The organism is Streptomyces sp. NBC_01429 (assembly GCF_036231945.1).
Classification (GTDB): Bacteria; Actinomycetota; Actinomycetes; order Streptomycetales; family Streptomycetaceae; genus Streptomyces.
In genome coordinates this window covers 6,458,947-6,475,987 of the sequence record NZ_CP109599.1, presented here as the reverse complement: position 1 = coordinate 6,475,987, position 17,041 = coordinate 6,458,947, and the positions used below count along the sequence as shown (strand labels likewise).

Sequence of the window (17,041 nt, the reverse complement as noted above, 5' to 3'; positions counted from 1 at the left end):
GGAACGCCCGTGCTGGGGCGTACAGAAGCGCTTGATCTTCCCGGGGCCGGGAACCTGCGCCACCTCCGCGCCGCACTGCGGGCACTCAACGGGCTGGCTCTTGGAGGGGAGTCCGTAGGTCATGGTGTTCTGCCTCTCTCTAAGGTCTGGGAGCCCTGTACGGCCTCATGCCGACGCCGTACAGGGTGAGTTGGAGCGGGGCGCCCCCAAGCCGGGAGCGCCCCTGTGTGCGTGCGTCAGCGACCGCCAGTGTTCAGGCCATCAGCCATGGCCAGGTCGTGGATGTCGATCTCTGTCCGGACGATGTCCGTGATCTCCCGGGTGCCGACGTAGACCTTCACGTCGGCGTGGAGCTGCGTTCCCGCCGCACTGCGGGACGTGTAGATGTCCCGGGCGCTGGCCTGTGTGCGCGCCATGGAGGCCGACTCCGTGGAGGAGTAGACCTGAGCGGGGTGAAGGAAACGCACCAGCTCGGGGCCGTTCTCGCCCACCCACGCCATCTCTCCCAGTGCGGGGAAGCCGCCGGAGGCGTACCCGCCAGGTCGGTTGTAGGCCGAGGGGAGTGAACCGTACTGCGCCAGGGCGTACGTCATCGACGAGTAGATGTTCGCCAGCGGGTTCGTCGACACCCCGTACTGCTTCGGCCCGGTGCCCTTGTACTTACCGGCGAAGCGCTCGAAGGTCGGGCGAATGACTTGCATGAGGCCCACCGATGGGTGGCCGTTCAGCCAGTTGACATCCCACTTGTTGACGGCGTTGGGGTTGCCGCCTGACTCTTGCTGCATCCGTCGGAGCGTGATGTCCGTGTAGCTCTTCGGCTGACCGACCTGCGCAAGTGCCTGCTGCACGACGCCCCGCCACTGACTGACGCCAGCAGACGGCTTGTAGGACGTCGAGCCACCACCCAGGAACTGCATCGGGTCGATGGCGGCGCCGTTGCGACGGGCTTCGAGGTGGAGGTGGGGCCCGGTGACGTTGCCTGTGGCTCCCACGGCGCCGATCCGCTGCCCGCGGGTCACGGTCTCGCCAACCTTCGTGGCGATCTGCGAGAGGTGGGCGTACAGGGAGGTCAAGCCCTTGCCGTGATTGATCATCACGTGGTTGCCATAAGGACCCCCGCCTTGGGCGAGAGCGACCTTACCGACGTCGACCGCCTTCACGGCTGCGCCAACTGCGGCGGGGAAGTCGAGGCCGGTGTGCTTGCCACTGCTCCACATGGAGCCGGATTTCCCGAAGGGAGTTCCAAACGGGGCGTTGACTGGCTTCATCCAAGAGCCGCCACCATCACCCCCGCCGAATCCGATGAGCGAGAGAGCTCGGTCCTTGAGCGAGGAGATCATCTTGCCGGGGATCTTGGCAACAGCCTTACCCCATTGTCCGGATCCGATGTTGGCGACCTTCTCTTTCACCCACGACGTCGCGCGATCGAAGAGCTTCGCCGGGTTGAGCGTGTCGAGAACGCCCGTTGTCTTGTCCTTCAGCCAGCCAACGACGCCGCCGTCCCTGAACGCTGGCATCCCTGACGCAATCGCTCGCTGAACGCCGCCGATGCCACCAGAACGGGCAGCGGCGTTCCAAGCGTTGATACGTTCCGCACCGATTGCCCGGGTCCATTCAGGACGCATCACCGCTTCACCGCCACCAACGGCGATGATGCGGTCGTCACGTCCCGGGGAATAGCCGGACATGATGCCGCCAGTGTGATATCCCTCGGGGTGGAACGGCTTCAACGGGTCAGCACCGGTAAGCTTGGCAACCTTCTCCCAGAGGGGGACGATCGCACCGTTGTACACCGTGTCGATTACGAACTTCACAGGGCCTTTCGTGTGCCCCTTGATTTTCGTCCACGCCTTTTGGATCAGTCCCTGAGCGGAATCGAAGCTGTCAGCGACGAGCCGAATTGCCGACCGGATGTTGTCGAACGGCTTCTTAATTCCGACGTTATACAGCCACTTGGCGCCGTCACCGATCTTGCTGAACGCGGGGCTGATACCTTCCTTCCAGAACCACTTGGCCCAGCCGCCAAGGGTCTTCAGTTCTCCCGCAATGTCGCGCAGATGCGGGCGGAGGTACTTTTCCCAGAGAACTCGGGAAGCCTCTCCCACCAGGGAGAACGCCGGTCCAATGGCCTTATTCCATAGCCACTTGGCAACTTCACCGAGAGCCTTGAAGGCGATATAGGCGGGGGTGAGGAAGAGAACGATCAGCGCCGTGACGATGGGCTTCGATGCCTTACCGATGGCGTCGAATGAAGGACGGATTGCTTTGTTCCAAAGCCATACGGCTGCGTCGCCAATAGCCTGTAGCCCTGCCCAAATTCCGTCGAATGCCGGATTAAGGACCGAGCCCCAGAGGAAAGAGGTCGCCTCTTTCAGGAAAGCCCAGGTTCCATCGACGGCAGCACGGAACCAGTCGACCTTGTTGTAGGCCAGTACGAGGCCAGCCGCGAGCAATCCAACGACGATTACCACGGCGCGGATAATGGGCAGGATACCCGTCGCGGACAGAACGGCACCGAACCCGCCCGTTGTGATCGCAGCGACGATCATGACGGCGTTGTAGATGCCCATCGCGACGCCGAACGCCGCCATGCCCAAGGCAATTGCCTTCTGTGCCGCCCACATTCCCCACAACGCTTGTACAACGCCCGGGGAGTTAGTCGCCAACGACGAGATCGCGTCAAGCACTGGCGATACCAGGCCGAACATCGTCGTTGAGAGAGGCGCAACGGCCTTCGTCAGGTCCAGCGCTGTACCAAGGATGTCTCCGATGAATTCCGCTAGACCGGGGGACGTCTCCTTGACGTAGTCCAGGAATTTTTCGAACTTGGGCGAGCCTTTGAGGCTGCTTCCCCACTTGGCGAATCGCTCTGTGATCCGATCCGATTCGTCAGCGATTCCCCCCATATGCGGGAGGAAGGCGTCGATGATTCCGGCGATGCCCTTGATGGTGTTGCCGAACGCCACGCCGAACCCGACGAGAGCCGGTTCCGCAGAGGTTTTCAGATCCTTCGTGAAGGAGCGCCAGAAAGGCGTCTTGAGCTGTTTTTCTGCCTTGTCGTACAGGGTGGTAATGGCCCCCGCCGCAGACTCCACCAGCGGCGTGAAGCCCGGAAGAGCCGACGTCGCGTCGGTGACCCCTCGGGTGAAGAGGGGAAGGACCGTCGGCTCAAGTGACCTCGACCAGTCACTGAACGCGCTCTTCAACCCCTTGGGGCCCGCGAAGGCGTCGAACAGGTCCCGAGCCTCTGGCGTCATTGCCGCAAGTGCCTTGCGGTACTCGTCCTGCTTGCTGATGGCGTTCGTTGTCGTGTCCATCGACGACAGGCGGGCCGACTCGATGCCCCGCTCAGCCGACGTGATGGACTCAGCAGCCGCCGTCTGTGCGTTGGCTGCGTTCTCGACGGCGTCGGCAACCCGCCGCTGAGCGTCGGCCACGGAGCGGGCAGCGTCGGTCTGTGCCCGCGCTGACTTCCGCTGTGCCTCCGCGACGTCGGCCGACCGCTCGATGAGCGTCCGCTGGGCGTCGGCGACACCTTCCGTGCGGTCCCGCACGGCCCGCTGAGCCGCTGCCACGCGATCCTGTGCCGCGACGACCTGAGCGTTGCCGTCGACGCCCGCCCGCTGCTGCTCGGCCTGCGTCTTGCGCAGTTCAGCGAGCGCCTTTTCCTGGTCGGCGTATCGCTTGACGGCCTGGTCAGAGGCGAGTTGAGCGCGCTCGACTTGCAGCTCCGTCGACCTCGGGTCGTTCATGACCCGCTGAAGCTCTAGCTGTGCCTCTTCAACGCGCAGCGTGGCCTCACGCTGATCCAGCATCCCGTCAAGGAGCCGGTCGTTCAGCGCCGCTAGCTGCGCCTCTGCGTCGGCTCGGGCCTCTGTGAGCGCCTTCTGAGCGCTCGTGGCGTCGCGCTGGGAGTCGGTGAGCGCCTCTTCCGCACGGGACACGTTCCGGTGAGCGTCCGCCAGGGACTGCTGTGCGCGGCGGATGGTCTCCGCGGCCTGACGTCGGCTGTCTGCCGCACGCTGGACAGCGTCAGAAACGCCCCGCTCGGCATCTTCGATAGCCCGGTTGGACTGAGCGATCGAGCGAGCGGCGTTGCGGTGTGCGGCCGTCAACGTCTGCTGTGCCGATGCCTGTTGGAGCGCTGAGGATGCGGCCTTCTTGGCGATCGATGCGCCCCGGTCCGTGGCGCTCGACGACTCGTTCTCCGCCTCCGTCTTGAGCTTGACGACGTCGGCCACGCCCTTGATGGCGGGGATCGACGCGAGGGCCAGGGATCCCAGGGCGGCCGTTCCAGCCGTCGCCATGGCGACCACGGCGCCTGTGCCGGCCAAGAGGACAGGTCCCAGAGGGATCGCAGCCAAGGCAGCGATCTGGATTCCCAGGTGAAGGAGTGCGTTCGTCGCGCCGCTCGTGTCGACATGGACCTTCACCCGGGGGTCGCGAGCGTCGACGGCTGCAATCGCCGCATGGATCTGAGCGAGCTGCGCGCGAGCGGCAGCAGTGTCCGCACGGACCTGTACGTTCGGGTGCTGGGCTCCGAGCCTCTTCAGCTCCGCTTCGATGCGGCGGATCTGAGCGGAGGCAGTAGCGGCGTCGATGTCGATACCGATCCGCTTGTTGGAGAGCTGCTCCATCTTCGCCCGGAGGCGCGCGAGTTCGGCGTCAACACCTGTGTCGCTCAACCGGACGTCCAGCTTCGGCATGGCCTTGAATGCCGCCGTCAGCTTGTTGCGCAGGGAGCGACTGAACGCCCCGCCTGCGTCGTCACCCTGACGGGCCGCCGCTCGGGTGGCTGCCTGTCCGCCGCGGGTCACTGCGTCGGGCAACGTGATGACGATGTGACGCGAGATCTGGTCGCCCATGCGCTCGCCGGCCTGACGTCCGACACGGTCCGCGGCGGGGAGTACGGCCGCCAGGAGGCGGCTGTGAAAGTTGGTGACGATCGGGATGACGTCGACAGCGGCTTGACCGACGACGTTAGGCATCAGCGATCACCTCGAAGTCCACTTCCGACGCGTTCTCGCGAAGATCGAGAAGGGCCTTGAGGGCATACAGACGTCGGGCCTGACGCTCGATGGCGGTTGAGTACGTCGACTGAGCGACGATGACCGCCGCTCTCGTCCAGTCCTGGCACGACCGGGAGCAGTAGGCGGACACGTCCAGCGCGCCGTCTTCGGTGAGCAGGGGTTCGGGGTGGAACGTGCAGTCTGGGCGCAGGCAGCGCGCCGGAGGGGTGTTCATGTGCGCCTCTCGGGGCATGCAGAACGCCCCTCAGTGCGTCACTGAGGGGCGTTCTAGGGGGTCGGGTGGTCTACTGCCGGAAGCGGCTCGCGACGTCGTCCATGGCGTTCGACAGGACGCTGTAACGGGGCGTTCGTCCGCTCCCGTACTCGACGACGAGAGCGTACGGCGCGGTGTTGATCACTCGCGCTCCCGCACGCTGGCGCGGCTGGCCCTTCCAGGGGACGTTCTTCATCAGCGGCAAGACGTCAAACGAACTCTTGTAGAGCCCTGAGTGACTGTCGGTACTCGGGTTGCCGACTGGGGCACGCACGATGGCAGCGGCCATGATCTCCACGGCTGCGTTGCGGCATTCGCGCTGTACGCCCGGGAGCTTGAGCAGCTTCGCGATACCCGAGTAGGACCCGCGGTATTTGGAGCGGAAGGCTTGGGTCACGCCTCCTCCGTAAGTAGTTGCTAGATGCAGCTTCCGAACGGTAATAAGCCGTCTGACCTGCGTGTTTTACCAATGCTTTACACTGTCTGGAATCGATCTTGCGCCTATCGGGCGCGCGCTCCAGGGTGACGATCCATCGCACGAGGCGGGCCAGAGGGCCTCAGAACAGCCCCAGGGGGCCCGAAAAGGCCGCTCTGAGGGCTACCGGGTCGACCTCCAACCGGTAACCGGACCGCGCGTCCCAGCCCACCTTCGGTGAGGAGAGACCATGATCAGGGACCACCCCCCTGGGTGATCATGGTCGAAATTCCATGATCACCCAGGCCGTTTCAAGATCGTTCGAGGGAGGGTCGCGCCGTCGGTCCGCACGCCTTCATCACAGGCTGTCCCACCTCGTCGGCGTACGCCTGACGCGCGTTCAACCAGCGTCGCCATGCCGTCACGACGAGTGGGCTGTTCCAGCCGCTCTCTTCCACCTCGTCGCACGCAGAGGCGCTCAGCCACTCGTACACGAGGCACCTGCGTAGCTCAGGCGGGCACGAGGGACGCGCGGTGCCACGCAATCCCCCACGCTGCGCCCTGCGCGCTAGCTGCGCCTCTCGCCGTGCACTCATGCCGTCAGCCGGGCGTAACGCTCACTGATGTCCGACACGTCCGCCTCGTACACCTCGCCCATGTCAGCGTCCACTGTCTCCAGCGTCCACCCGAGCGTGCGCAGGCCCGCGGGAGACAGACCGAGTGCCTCGCTGATGTGCCGTGCCTCCTGCGTCAGCCCTGCCGTGGCACGGCCCGTCAGGTTGCTGTACACCACCCGCACGTACGTTGCGACGAGCGGGACGAACGCGTCGGACCACTGCGTCGCCTGCGGGCTCTCCCACAGCTCCGCCCACATGGCCCGCTCGTGCTCGCTCCACGCCACACCTGACGGCAGGTCCGGCGCCGGCAGGTCACAGCCGGACAGGGGCAGCACCACGGCTGAGGCGGCCGACGCTCTGTTGCCCCGGTGCGCCCGGCTGTACCGCTTCGACGCATCCTGTCTGGGTCCAGGTGAAACCATGGCTCCCCCTTCCTGAAAACACGAGGGGCCCCGTCGACGTGATGAGGCCCCGGGATCGTCAACCAGCGATGGCCAGCACGGCGTTAGGATGGATGGTCCATGACTTGTCGTCAGCGTCCTCCACCACGATCGCGTCGCGCGGGGTGCTCGCGCCCGCAGGCCATCCGGACGGCTGCCCGCTGAAGCCAGTGAGGGTTCCCGTCAGATCGTCCCCGTTCGACAGGCGAAGGGTCACGGCCTGGCCGATGAGCGCGGTCGCGCGACGGAGGATCTCGTCAGTGCGCCGCTCCTGGTTGTGGAAATAGTCGCTCATCGTCCGGCCTCCATGGTGTATCCGCGCTCCGCGTACGGGTTGGTGACCCGTCCCGTGGTCGTTCGCTGCGGAACGGGCGGACGGTTGCCCTCGTCGTCGATGCCGTGCCTCGCCCGGTAGCGCGCCGTACCCGCGCTGACGGTTCCGGCGCTGCTCCCGACGTCGGAGCCACGGCCGCCCACACGGGGCGCCTGCGGGACAGGGCTGACGGCGGACAGTTCCGCGGCGAACGCCGTTGCGTCGGCCGTGATGGCCGCCTCATCGACGCCGCAGAGGCGCGCGGACTGTTCCACCGTCAGACCGGCGGTCAGGCCGGCACGGAGCTTGGCCAGCTCAAGTTCAGCCCCCGCGAGGGGCGCCGGGTTGATCGCTCCGGACATGGTGATACCTCTCAGTTGATGTAGTTCTCGATGGACTTCGGACCGGGCTTGCGAGCGTGGACCGGTCGGGGCTTCGGCTCCGGGGCGGGCGGCGTGACTTCGACCCTCGGGGTGAAGTCAAGGATGGGCAGCGCGTCGGTTTCGGCGTGCCGGCTCTCGTACGCGTCCTGGGCGAAGATCACGTCCTCCACCGAGTCAGGCACATAGGCGACGCCGTTCATCTGCGCGAGCCATACGAGATGTCCGACGGAGTAGCGGCGCTCCTGCATGGCCAGGAACTGTTCCGCGGGTGTGTCGTCAGAGATGCCGTCCACGTCTCCGAACCCACTGTCCTTGGCGCGCTGATAGAGGCTGTCCGGGCCGGTCAACTCTCCCAACCTCAGCCCTTCCCATTGCGCTTCGCGGATCCCCACCAGGACGGGCACGAGCGCACGCAGGGCCGTGAATGCCTCTGCGGCCTTCCCACCGGCCGTCAGCGCCTGATCGGCGGTGCGGACGTCGCCCACGTTGTCCGTGTGCTTTCGAGCGTCGGATAGGAGCGCGGAGAGCTGCTCTCCCAGTGCCCCCAGGATCTGGGAACGGTGCATCTCCGCGAGGGCCACCAGAGCGTCTCTGGAGACGAACCGGCGGTTCAGGGTGAGGAGCTGCCCGCGGACGGCGTGGGCGCCCACGGCCCGCGTGTAGGCGTCCCGCGCGCGCTCGTTGACGTCGTCCGGCCACGTGCCCGTTTCCAGGTACTCCGTCAGCGCCTCGTCAGCCACGCGCGCCGCCTCCGCCTCCGGTTCGGGAGCGTCGGGAAGACTTCGCAGGAGCGACGCTACGCGCTCCTTGTGTGCCTCGTGCTGGGCGATCTCCGGTACCGACGCGTACGCGTCTCGGAGTTGCTTGTTCATAGGGTCCTCTCTAACTACAACTCAGGCCCTTACCGACGTCCGGCAAGGGCCTGCGGATATGGGTGCTGAGCGCCTCTCAGGAACGCTCCCAGTACTCCGTAGTGGCGAAGTAGGCGGAGCGCTCTATACGGCGCTCACGGCGCCGCTGAAGGATGATCGGAGAATTCTCCGCATAGCGGGCACGTTCAGCGGCTGCACAACACTCGCGACAACGACGCTTCACCCCGAAACGGGCCGTCGCGTCGCGCGGGTAGTAGTGATCTGTCAGAGGCAGCACCCGCCCACATGGACCGGTGCACGGCGGGGGCGGCTGGACGTCGACGTTTCTCATGGCTTCTCCGTGTTCTGGCTGCCTGCCTGTCTGTCGATCTACGGGTAAAAAGGGGGGACCGCCCGGAGGCGGTCGAAAGATCAAGATCCCGGCGGGGAGCACGTCGACGCGACTGGAGGAGAGTCCACCCGCGCCGACGGCTCGACCCGCCGGGAAGCGCCCGCATCCGTCGAGAGGCGAACGGGGGGCGCAGTCCGTGAGGGGTGCGGAGTGCGCTACTCGTCAGCTCCGGATCTTCCCCTCTACCTTAGTTATGTGGGGCGCGCGACGCCCCATACGGCCCGTAAGCGGCAATATCGGGCTCAACGCCTAGATACTGTTACAGAACCGAGACGCTTGAGCACCCCATCCCCAACCGTCACCACGCTGCGTAACGTCGCCCCGGAGTGTCTCCGTGCGCAGGGTCGGATGCGACGAAAGCCCCTGCATGCCCCCAGGAGCGCCTGCGGGCGCCCCGGCTTCACCGAGTGCCAGAGGGTGGATAGGGGGCCGCAGGGAGCCACGCAGGTGCCCTCTCGGGCGTCCAGTGGTTTCGCGTCCCGCACCCCTCGTCACTCCGCACCCTCCACGTCGGCCAGGGCCTCCGCGACAAACTTCGTTCAAATCAACGAACTAGAGGGGTATTTTCCTTTCTCCTTAACGCGCGTTAGAGGAAAGTGAACTAGGGGTCCAGTTTGTTGATTTGAACGAGATCTGGACCCACCGTCAACACAGTGTCACCAACTCTCCACATCTCATCACTCTCCGCACTGGACATCCGTTCGCTAAGCGGAGGAAGAGGCCCCGCTTCGACGTCGGAGGGGGCGCGGAGGCGTCCAAGCCAGCTCGCCCCGGGAACGCATGGAGGCCGACCGCCCCGTGAGGGGAGGCCGACCATCCGTGACATTGCGTGATCAGATGGCGCGGTACTCCGCGCGGGGGTCGGCCCACTGTGCAGCCGTCAGGCACTCACGGCACACCCGGTAGAACGTCGGGCCGACCGCCACCGTCGCCGTCTCGTCCCACCCGATCCATTCGCCACAGTGAGAGCAACCCGACGCGATTCCCGCGCAGTCACCGCACGCCGCCTCCCCGTCCGACGTGACGCGCTGGACGACGCTCAGACGCTGCCCGCACGGACACCGCTCCGTCGCACCGGCCGCCTCCACCACCTCCACCCCGATCGCCAGCGCCTCAGCGGCCAGCACGAGGGGCGACGCGTTCCGCATGTCCGCCATCCGTCCCCACACCACGACGACGGTGAAGTCCGTAACGCTGAAGTCCGCGTGCGTGGCATAGGTGGCGGGGATGCCGAACTCCTCCGCGACGTCCAGGGCGAACCCCCGGAGACTGTCTACGTCGTCAGGCGTGTCGACGCAGCCGAGGACGAGAGCGTGAGGAGCGGCGGGAGCGTCGTCCGCCAGGCACGACGGATGCGCGGGGGTGAGTCCGGACTCCGCCGTAAGAGCCGCAACGAGCGGGAACTGAGAGTCGACCGACGCCTTCACGGCCTCCAACTCCAGCGTCTCCAGCTTCCCCCGGCAGTTGTCGCACCGCGACGTCAGCGCGCGGCCATAGGTCTCGTCCAGCGTCTTGAACGTGCCGTGAGCGGCCGTGTAGTCGCGGGGGCGGATCGTCTTGCGGCAGATCGCCACCGGGCGACCGTCGGCGTCGATGCGGAAGGCGTGCCAGATGCTGCCCGTGTTCGTCAGGGACCAGACCTTGCCGGCGACATCGACGAGAGTGATGGAGGACATAAGATTCTCCTTGCAGTGAGATCAAAGGGCCCGTCGCTCCGCCAAGATCAGCGGGCTCTTTGTCTTGCTCAGTTCCGGGTGTGGTCACACCTTATGTGGAGGTGTGGTCACACCGCAACCCATGAACCGGCTTGGGTGTGTCTACACCCCTGCTACGGTCGTGGCATGCCTAACCAACCGAAGACTCCCGCGAGTCGCTTCCGCATCGATCGAGAACTCTGGGACGCGTTCGGCGAGTCCATGCCCGACGGTATGGACCGGTCCGACGTACTGCGACGATTCATCACGTGGTGGTGCACGCGGCCCGAGTCGGAACTTCCTGAGCGGCCACCTGCGGGACCGTGGAGCGCTGTCTAGACTGCCAAGCAAGAGACCCCCGGCGCTGCCTGCCGGGGGTCTCTGTGTGTCTCTGGGCGCGTCAGGGAGCTGCCTGGAACGCCGCTTCGTCCTTTGCGTCCTCTTCCGGGTCCACATGGTTGCCGATGCTGAACGTCAGGCGGGATTCATCCAGTCCTGACACGTCGCCGTGCGCTCCGACGCTCAGCCGCACAACCGCTCCGACGTCCATCAGCATCCGACGGTGCTCCAGCGGGTCACTTGTGGCGTCCCATGCCGCCTTGTTGGTCTTCTCCCCGTACACCCGCTCGACACGGGGCGGGACAGCCTCCGCGCTCTCCAGGGTGGCTAGGCGAGACTCCAGCGCCTGCGCTCGATCCTTCCACTCCTTCTGCCCTGCCTTGGACTTAAACAGGTCCCGGTCTTCCATGTACTGACGAAGCTCTTCCTGGACCTCTGCGGCTTCCGCAGTTGGGTCGTAGCCTCCGTGGACCACGTCTGTGTACTCCCTGATGAACCCGACGGCTTCCAGATACTTGCGAGCCGCGAACTCCTCCACCCAGTCGGCGCGCATCGACGGCTTGTGAGGGCAGGCAGACCCTCGGGTTCGGCTGTTGCACTCGTACCGAGGATTGGCGTTCGGCCGTGCCTTCGGTGGCGGCTTCCGATACATGCGCTGCCCGCAGTGCCCGCACAGAAGCACCCCCAGAAGCATTGCCTTTGTGTCCCTTCGCGTCAGGCCGGCGTTGCCTCCTGCCCGCTTGGACAGCTCCGCCTGTACGGCGTCGTACGTCGCGCGGTCGATCAAAGGCGGACCTACCTGACGGGGCGCCCCGGTCGCGAGGTCTCGGAGCGGCTTCCCTTGGTGCATGAGCTGACCGAGGATGGCAGGCGAGGTCAGGATGTGCCGCACCGTGGTGTCCAGCCACGGCGACCCCAGCTCATCCCGCTGCTCCCGACGTCGCGCGTGATCCCTGGGGGCGGGTGCCTCTTCATCGGCTGTCAGAGTGCGCGCGACCTCTGCGGCGGACGTCCCCGCCAGTACCCGGCGGACCATCCATCTGACTGTCTCGTGGGCCTTGTCGTCGATCTCCAGCACGAACCCTTTCCCCCTCGGGTTCTTCACGAGTCGATACCCGTACGGTGCTTGGCCGCCGGGCCACCGAGTCATGGAGCGCATGGCGGCCCGTGCGCCCGTGACTCGCTCCTTGATGGCCTGCGCCTCCATCTGCGCGGCGAAGGCCAGAAGCATCATGATCAGCTCACCGAACGGGCTGCTCATGTCCAGCTCGAATACTCCCCCCGCCGGGCCCTCGGCGAAGATCAGCCGCTTCCGGTGCTGCTTCGCCCAGCGCGCCAGCTCTGCCATATCGGCCATGGACCTGACGGCTCGGTCCAGCCGCCACCAGACGATCGCGTCGAACTCGTGCGGCCGACGCAGCCAGTCACCCAACTGAGGCCGATCGAAGGGGCCCACCTTGGACGCACTGACGTTCAGGTCCTCAGCCCAACCGACGATGTTCAGCCCAAGTGCGTCGGCTGCGGCTTCGTTTGCGTCACGCTGCCTTCCGGGAGATGTCGTGTGGTCGTGGTTCGCGGACAGCCGGATAGCTGCAAGTGCGCGGACCAGTGATGTGGTTGCCATCTCCGTATACTACTTGCCTGAGTGTGTGGGCTGGCACTGGCAGCCGTACCGGTACAGCAGGACGGCCGACGACGTGAACGGCCGGCCGGTCGCCGCGTTTCCCGGGTGGATGGCCGAGCTCGGGCGGCGGGCGCTCGTGGAGGCGTACGGGGATCCGGCGGCGGGCGACGGGTACGCGCCCGACACCGCGCTGATCAACTTCTATGACGGCGAGTCCCGGATGGGCATGCACCAGGACAAGGACGAGCGCTCCAGTGCTCCCGTCGTCTCGCTCACCATCGGGGACAGCTGCCTCTTCCGGTTCGGCAATACCGAGACCCGCGCCAAGCCGTACACCGACGTCGAACTCGCCTCCGGCGACCTGTTCGTCTTCGGCGGCCCGTCCCGCTTCGCCTATCACGGCGTGCCGAAGGTGTATCCGGGTACCGGCGATCCGGCGACCGGGCTCGCCTCCGGGCGGCTGAACATCACCATGCGGGTCACCGGGCTGCCCCCGGAGCCCGGCCCTCGGGAGGGCTGAATCCCCGTGCCCGGCGGCCGGGGCGTCAGCGCACGCGCCGGGCCGGGGGCGGTCCGCCCGCCGCGAGGGGTGAGCGGGCCAGTTCCAGACAGCCCACCGCGATCAGGGCGATGCCGGCGAACTGCGGCAGCAGCCACCAGCCGGTGCGCAGGCTCTCGCCGAACAGCGTGACCCCGTACGCGACGCTGATCAGCGCGTCCCCGAGGGTGAGCATCGGCTGCGAGGCGGCCAGGGAGCCCGCCTGGAGGGCGTTCTGTAGCAGGAACAGCGCCCCCACGCCGGCCACGGCCGTGGCGTAGAGCTGCCAGGAGGCGACCAGGGCGCCCACTCCACCGGTGTCGAGCCGGGCCACGGCGTCCTTCATCAGGGCCGCCGTCAGCGCGTATCCGCCGGCCGCCGCGAGCCCCAGGGCTGCGGCCCGCGCGTTGCCGTGCAGCCGCAGGGACCAGAGGATCAGGGCTGCTTCGGCGGCGCAGGTGATGAGCAGCGCGGGGATCCAGGAGGTACCGCGCACGGTGTCACTGCCGCCGCCCGGGGCCGCCGTGGCCATCGCGAGGGCCAGACCGCAGGTCACGGCGGCGACTCCGTACCAGGTGGAGCGCGGCAGCCGCCTCCGGAAGAGCAGACTGGCGAGGAGCAGGGTGGAGGGCAGCTCCATCACGAAGATCGGCTGGACGACGGCGATCGGGCCGGTGGCGAGCGCGATCGCCTGGCAGACCGCGGCCACCAGGACCAGACCGATCCCGGCCAGCCACACCTTCTGCCGCAGCAGTTTCCGGATCAGCGAGAAGCGCATGGCCGCCCGGTCGGGGACGGTGGACGCGGCACGGCGCTGGAGCACCGAGGCGGAGCCGTTGCTGATCGCGGTCAGGACGGCGAACAGGACACTGATCACCGGCCCATCATGCGGGCGGCGGAGGCCGGAACCGGGCTCAGCCCGCCGGACCGGGACCGAACGAGGTACGGGGCGGCGGTCGGTCGGGGCCGGTCTGGCCGGACTCACACCCCGGTCGGGGCCGCTCGGGCCGGACTCACACCCCGGTCGGGGCCGCTCGGGCCGGTCGCACGCCCTGGCCGGGGCCGCTTGGGCCGGTCGCACGCCCTGGCCGGGGCCGCTTGGGCCGGTCGCACGCCCTGGCCGGTCGCACACTCTCGGCCGCGCCCGGCCGAGCGCGCGCCGGGCCGCCGCCGATCCGTCGTATCCGTGCGCTCGGCGCCTCTCGGTGCGCCCGGTCCGTATATCCGTACGCTCAGCCCGCGCTCACCGCGCGGCGCAGTGTCTCCGCGCCCAGCCGGGTCGCGCCGATCCTCGTCTCCGGCGCGAGCAGGGCGGTGCGGACAGGACCGCCCGCGGCGAGGTGCCGGTCGTACGGCAGGACGACGACCCGTACCCCCGTCTCCTCCAGATGGCGGGTGGCCGCCTTCACGCCGAAGTTCGCGTCCGGCGAGGAGACCGTGAGCGCGATCACGGTGGTGGCGAGTACGGGGCCGGGCAGGCCCGCCATCCAGTCGAGCACCGCGCGGGTGCTGCTGACGCCCTCCAGCGTGGCCGGCGCGACCAGCACCCGGGCGTGCGCGGTGTCCACGGCGGTACGGGCCAGCTCGCCCGGCAGCGTCTCGCAGTCGACGACCGTCACGCCGAAGCGGCGGCGCAGCGCGGCCATGACGGTCCGGTACTCGGCGATGCCGAGCGGGGCGCCGATGCGGCCCTGGCTGCCGGGCAGCAGCCAGCCGCCCTCCAGCGGGACCAGATAGCCGGTGATGTCGGTGAGTTGCATCGCGTACGGGGACGGCGCGAGGATCCGCGCGAGATCGGCGCAGCTCCAGCGCACGGCCTCGGCGCCGAGCCGGGTGGGGAGGGTGCCGAGCGCGGAGTCGGCCTCGACGGTGACGACCGGGTCGTGGCGGTAGTGGTTGAAGGTGCGGCTGAGCAGGGCGGTGACGGTGGTCTTCCCGGCGCCGCCGCGGATGCTGGTCACCACGATCTGGCGTCCGGTGGTGAGCGGGTACTGCAACTCCTCAGCGATACGGGCCTCTTCGGCGATCTCACGGGTGGTGGAGCCGAGGAGGGCGCGGGCGGCGCGGGTGGAGCGGCGGACCAGGGAATCGCCGTGCCGGGGCCGGCCCGCCGCCTCGGCCAGGGAGGGCGCGGTGACGGCGACGGTCTCGGGGGCGGGGAAGGGCGGCGGCGGAGGCGGGACCGTGTCCGTCGCCGGGGCGGGCACGGCGTCCCGCGGCGGAGCGGTGTCCTGTACGGGCACCTGCTCCCCGCCCGCGTCCTGACGTATGTGCCCGCTGTCCTGACCGGACATTCCGAATCCCCCTCTGGTCTCTGAACCGTGATCAAAAACTGCCGGGCAGCAGCCCGTGGACACCGAACACACCGGCCGCAGCCGCGAGCAGCGCGATCACACCGGCGTACTCCGCCGCGTCCCCGGTCCGCCGCAGCCGCGCCCGTAACCGTTCGCCGGACTCCCCGCCGAACCCGAGGAGCGGGGCGGCGGCCAGGGCGAGGGGCAGCAGCAGCGGCCAGGCTCCGGACGTGTGCTCCAGCCACAGCGCGGTCAGCCGCAGCGCGAGCACGAGTCCGGCGGCGCGCACGGCGGACGCTTGGGCCGTCGGCGGGAAGGCGCGGGCGCGCAGCGGCAGCAGCACGGCGAGTACGACGGCCGTCGTGACCGTCCAGCCGTCCGGTGCGCGGACGACGAGGAGCCCGGCCGCCGTCGCCGAGACGGCGAGGACGACGGTGGCGGGCAGCAGCCGCCGGTGTGTGGCGGTGAGGGCGACGGCCACCTGATGGCGGCTCACCGACGCCCCGGCCGAGCGGCGGTCGTCCAGCCTGGTGAGCCCGGCGCCCATCAGCGCCAGCCTGGGCAGGGCGCCGAGGCCGAGGACGGAGGCCACCGCGAGTACGGTGCCCAGCCCGGCCTGCGATGGCGCGCTCTGCGCACCGCCCAGGAGGGCGGCCACGGCCTCCCAGCCGAGGGTGGTGACCGCCAGGGCGCCGGCGCCCGCCAGCACACCGCGCCCCGCCACCACGAACCGGCCGAGCAGCGCCAGGGTCAGCGTCACCGCGCAGGCCACCGCGCCCGCGCGCGTCGTCCCCGGCCAGTGGTGGGCGTCGGCGAGCGCCCAGGCGCCGAGGGTCCCGAGGGCTCCGCCGGTGAGCAGCAGTGTGGCCGCGAGCCCACGTCTCCCGGAGCGCCCCGCCGCGACCCCGCCGGCGGCGAGCGGCAGCGCGGCGACCGGGAGTGCCGCGCCGAGTGCCTCGGGCGCGAACTCCCCGCGCGCGAGCAGCGCGACGGCCACCGCCATGGAGACGGTGGTGAGCCCGGCCATGACGCGCGCGGCCGGGCGGCCAGGGGCCGTGTCGCGAAGATTGCCGGGGGCTGTGTTGCCAGGGACCGTGTCGCAAAAGTTGCCGGGGGCCGTGTTGGCAGGGGCTGCGTCGTAAAGGGCCGTGTCGCCAAGGGCCGCGGTTCCGGGGGCCTTCGGCCTCGCGCCGGAGCCGCCCGGTGGGCGCTCGGGCCGCCGGATCCGTGCCCGTACGTCCGGGTGCCGCTCGTCGTCGGCCAGCGGGACCCGGCTCGCTTCAGTGCCGCTCATCGCCCCCACGCTCACCATGTGATCCCCGAACCTACCATCGGCCCCTCAGCCGCCGGTCAGCCCCAACAGCCGCCGCATACGGGCGTACTTGGCGGTGAGCCGCTCCCCGGTCGCCGGGTCGAGCACGGCGAGCCGGTCCGGATCCGCGTTGTGCGCGAGGTCCGCCTCCTTGATGAGCGGCGCGCCGGGAACGGCGAGGATCCGGGCGGCGTACTCCTCGGGGGGTTCGCCGGGGCGCTTGGTCATGGCCAGCACCATGGTTTTGACGCCGGTCGGGAGCGCCGCCCCGTCGAGCCACGCGCGGGTCAGCGCGCCGTCCTCGATCGCGTCGTGCAGCCAGGCGGCGGCGATCTGCTCCGTACTGCCGCCGCGCCGCGCGACCCCGTCCGCGACCGCCGCCAGATGCTCCGCGTAGGGGCGGCCCGCCTTGTCCGTCTGCCGCGCGTGCGCGCGGCGGGCGATCGCTTCCACCTCGTCCAGGCTCAGAAACTCTTCCATCGTCCGATGATCACACCGTCCGGGAGTCCGGGCCGACCCCGAACCG

The 17,041-nt window shown here is 68.5% G+C and carries 14 protein-coding genes; 1 reads left to right on the top strand and 13 read right to left on the bottom strand.

Annotated features, from left to right (window positions below):
- Positions 1-236: 236 nt before the first annotated feature.
- The 9 genes from OG627_RS28540 to OG627_RS28500 all read right to left on the bottom strand — a co-directional run bounded on the left by OG627_RS28540 (position 237) and on the right by OG627_RS28500 (position 12,371).
- The gene (locus tag OG627_RS28540) at positions 237-4,988 is read right to left on the bottom strand and encodes a peptidoglycan DD-metalloendopeptidase family protein (protein WP_329069893.1); all 4,752 of its coding nucleotides are present in this window, start codon (positions 4,986-4,988) and stop codon (positions 237-239) included.
- Entirely contained in the window at positions 4,981-5,244 is a 264-nt protein-coding gene (locus tag OG627_RS28535) for a hypothetical protein (protein ID WP_329069891.1), read from the bottom strand. The genes OG627_RS28540 and OG627_RS28535 overlap by 8 nt, the downstream gene beginning before the upstream one ends.
- A gap of 70 nt (positions 5,245-5,314) precedes the next feature.
- On the bottom strand, positions 5,315-5,680 hold the full coding sequence (locus tag OG627_RS28530) for a hypothetical protein (RefSeq protein WP_329069889.1): 366 nt from the start codon (positions 5,678-5,680) through the stop codon (positions 5,315-5,317).
- Positions 5,681-6,290: 610 nt separating this feature from the next.
- Positions 6,291-6,737: a phage terminase small subunit gene (locus OG627_RS28525; RefSeq protein WP_329069887.1), complete on the bottom strand. Its 447-nt coding sequence runs from the start codon at positions 6,735-6,737 to the stop codon at positions 6,291-6,293.
- 58 nt (positions 6,738-6,795) lie between these two features.
- Positions 6,796-7,050: a hypothetical protein gene (locus OG627_RS28520; protein ID WP_329069886.1), complete on the bottom strand. Its 255-nt coding sequence runs from the start codon at positions 7,048-7,050 to the stop codon at positions 6,796-6,798.
- A complete protein-coding gene (locus OG627_RS28515; protein WP_329069884.1) occupies positions 7,047-7,430 on the bottom strand; it encodes a hypothetical protein in 384 nt (127 codons plus the stop codon). The genes OG627_RS28520 and OG627_RS28515 overlap by 4 nt, the downstream gene beginning before the upstream one ends.
- Positions 7,431-7,441: 11 nt before the next feature.
- Positions 7,442-8,323 carry a hypothetical protein gene (locus OG627_RS28510; RefSeq protein ID WP_329069883.1) on the bottom strand — a complete coding sequence of 294 codons (882 nt, stop codon included), beginning with the start codon at positions 8,321-8,323 and terminating at the stop codon, positions 7,442-7,444.
- A 1,224-nt stretch (positions 8,324-9,547) separates the two neighbouring features.
- Positions 9,548-10,390, bottom strand: coding sequence for a hypothetical protein (locus OG627_RS28505; RefSeq protein ID WP_329069881.1), 843 nt, complete (start codon positions 10,388-10,390; stop codon positions 9,548-9,550).
- Positions 10,391-10,808: 418 nt separating this feature from the next.
- Positions 10,809-12,371, bottom strand: coding sequence for a recombinase family protein (locus OG627_RS28500; RefSeq protein WP_329069879.1), 1,563 nt, complete (start codon positions 12,369-12,371; stop codon positions 10,809-10,811).
- On the opposite strand from OG627_RS28500, the gene OG627_RS28495 reads away from it, so the two are divergent.
- The gene (locus tag OG627_RS28495; RefSeq protein WP_443073658.1) at positions 12,334-12,891 is read left to right on the top strand and encodes an alpha-ketoglutarate-dependent dioxygenase AlkB family protein; all 558 of its coding nucleotides are present in this window, start codon (positions 12,334-12,336) and stop codon (positions 12,889-12,891) included. The two genes, OG627_RS28500 and OG627_RS28495, sit on opposite strands and share 38 nt — an antisense overlap.
- Before the next feature lie 25 nt (positions 12,892-12,916).
- Here OG627_RS28495 and OG627_RS28490 read toward each other — a convergent pair whose 3' ends face one another.
- The 4 genes from OG627_RS28490 to OG627_RS28475 form a co-directional block, all read right to left on the bottom strand.
- Positions 12,917-13,786, bottom strand: coding sequence for a DMT family transporter (locus OG627_RS28490; protein WP_329069875.1), 870 nt, complete (start codon positions 13,784-13,786; stop codon positions 12,917-12,919).
- Between the two features lie 355 nt (positions 13,787-14,141).
- Positions 14,142-15,203, bottom strand: coding sequence for a type VII secretion protein (locus tag OG627_RS28485; protein WP_329069873.1), 1,062 nt, complete (start codon positions 15,201-15,203; stop codon positions 14,142-14,144).
- A gap of 31 nt (positions 15,204-15,234) precedes the next feature.
- Positions 15,235-16,497, bottom strand: coding sequence for a type VII secretion integral membrane protein EccD (locus OG627_RS28480; RefSeq protein WP_329069871.1), 1,263 nt, complete (start codon positions 16,495-16,497; stop codon positions 15,235-15,237).
- A 45-nt stretch (positions 16,498-16,542) separates the two neighbouring features.
- Positions 16,543-16,995: an HD domain-containing protein gene (locus OG627_RS28475; protein ID WP_329069869.1), complete on the bottom strand. Its 453-nt coding sequence runs from the start codon at positions 16,993-16,995 to the stop codon at positions 16,543-16,545.
- Positions 16,996-17,041: the final 46 nt, after the last annotated feature.

Bases quoted from the DNA above. Each gene is read 5' to 3' on its own strand.
- OG627_RS28540 (WP_329069893.1), bottom strand. From the start codon at position 4,988: ATGCCTAACGTCGTCGGTCAAGCCGCTGTCGACGTCATCCCGATCGTC.
- OG627_RS28480 (WP_329069871.1), bottom strand. From the start codon at position 16,497: ATGAGCGGCACTGAAGCGAGCCGGGTCCCGCTGGCCGACGACGAGCGG.
- OG627_RS28500 (WP_329069879.1), bottom strand. From the start codon at position 12,371: ATGGCAACCACATCACTGGTCCGCGCACTTGCAGCTATCCGGCTGTCC.
- OG627_RS28515 (WP_329069884.1), bottom strand. From the start codon at position 7,430: ATGTCCGGAGCGATCAACCCGGCGCCCCTCGCGGGGGCTGAACTTGAG.
- OG627_RS28475 (WP_329069869.1), bottom strand. From the start codon at position 16,995: ATGGAAGAGTTTCTGAGCCTGGACGAGGTGGAAGCGATCGCCCGCCGC.
- OG627_RS28520 (WP_329069886.1), bottom strand. From the start codon at position 7,050: ATGAGCGACTATTTCCACAACCAGGAGCGGCGCACTGACGAGATCCTC.
- OG627_RS28485 (WP_329069873.1), bottom strand. From the start codon at position 15,203: ATGTCCGGTCAGGACAGCGGGCACATACGTCAGGACGCGGGCGGGGAG.
- OG627_RS28505 (WP_329069881.1), bottom strand. From the start codon at position 10,390: ATGTCCTCCATCACTCTCGTCGATGTCGCCGGCAAGGTCTGGTCCCTG.
- OG627_RS28510 (WP_329069883.1), bottom strand. From the start codon at position 8,323: ATGAACAAGCAACTCCGAGACGCGTACGCGTCGGTACCGGAGATCGCC.
- OG627_RS28535 (WP_329069891.1), bottom strand. From the start codon at position 5,244: ATGAACACCCCTCCGGCGCGCTGCCTGCGCCCAGACTGCACGTTCCAC.
- OG627_RS28525 (WP_329069887.1), bottom strand. From the start codon at position 6,737: ATGGTTTCACCTGGACCCAGACAGGATGCGTCGAAGCGGTACAGCCGG.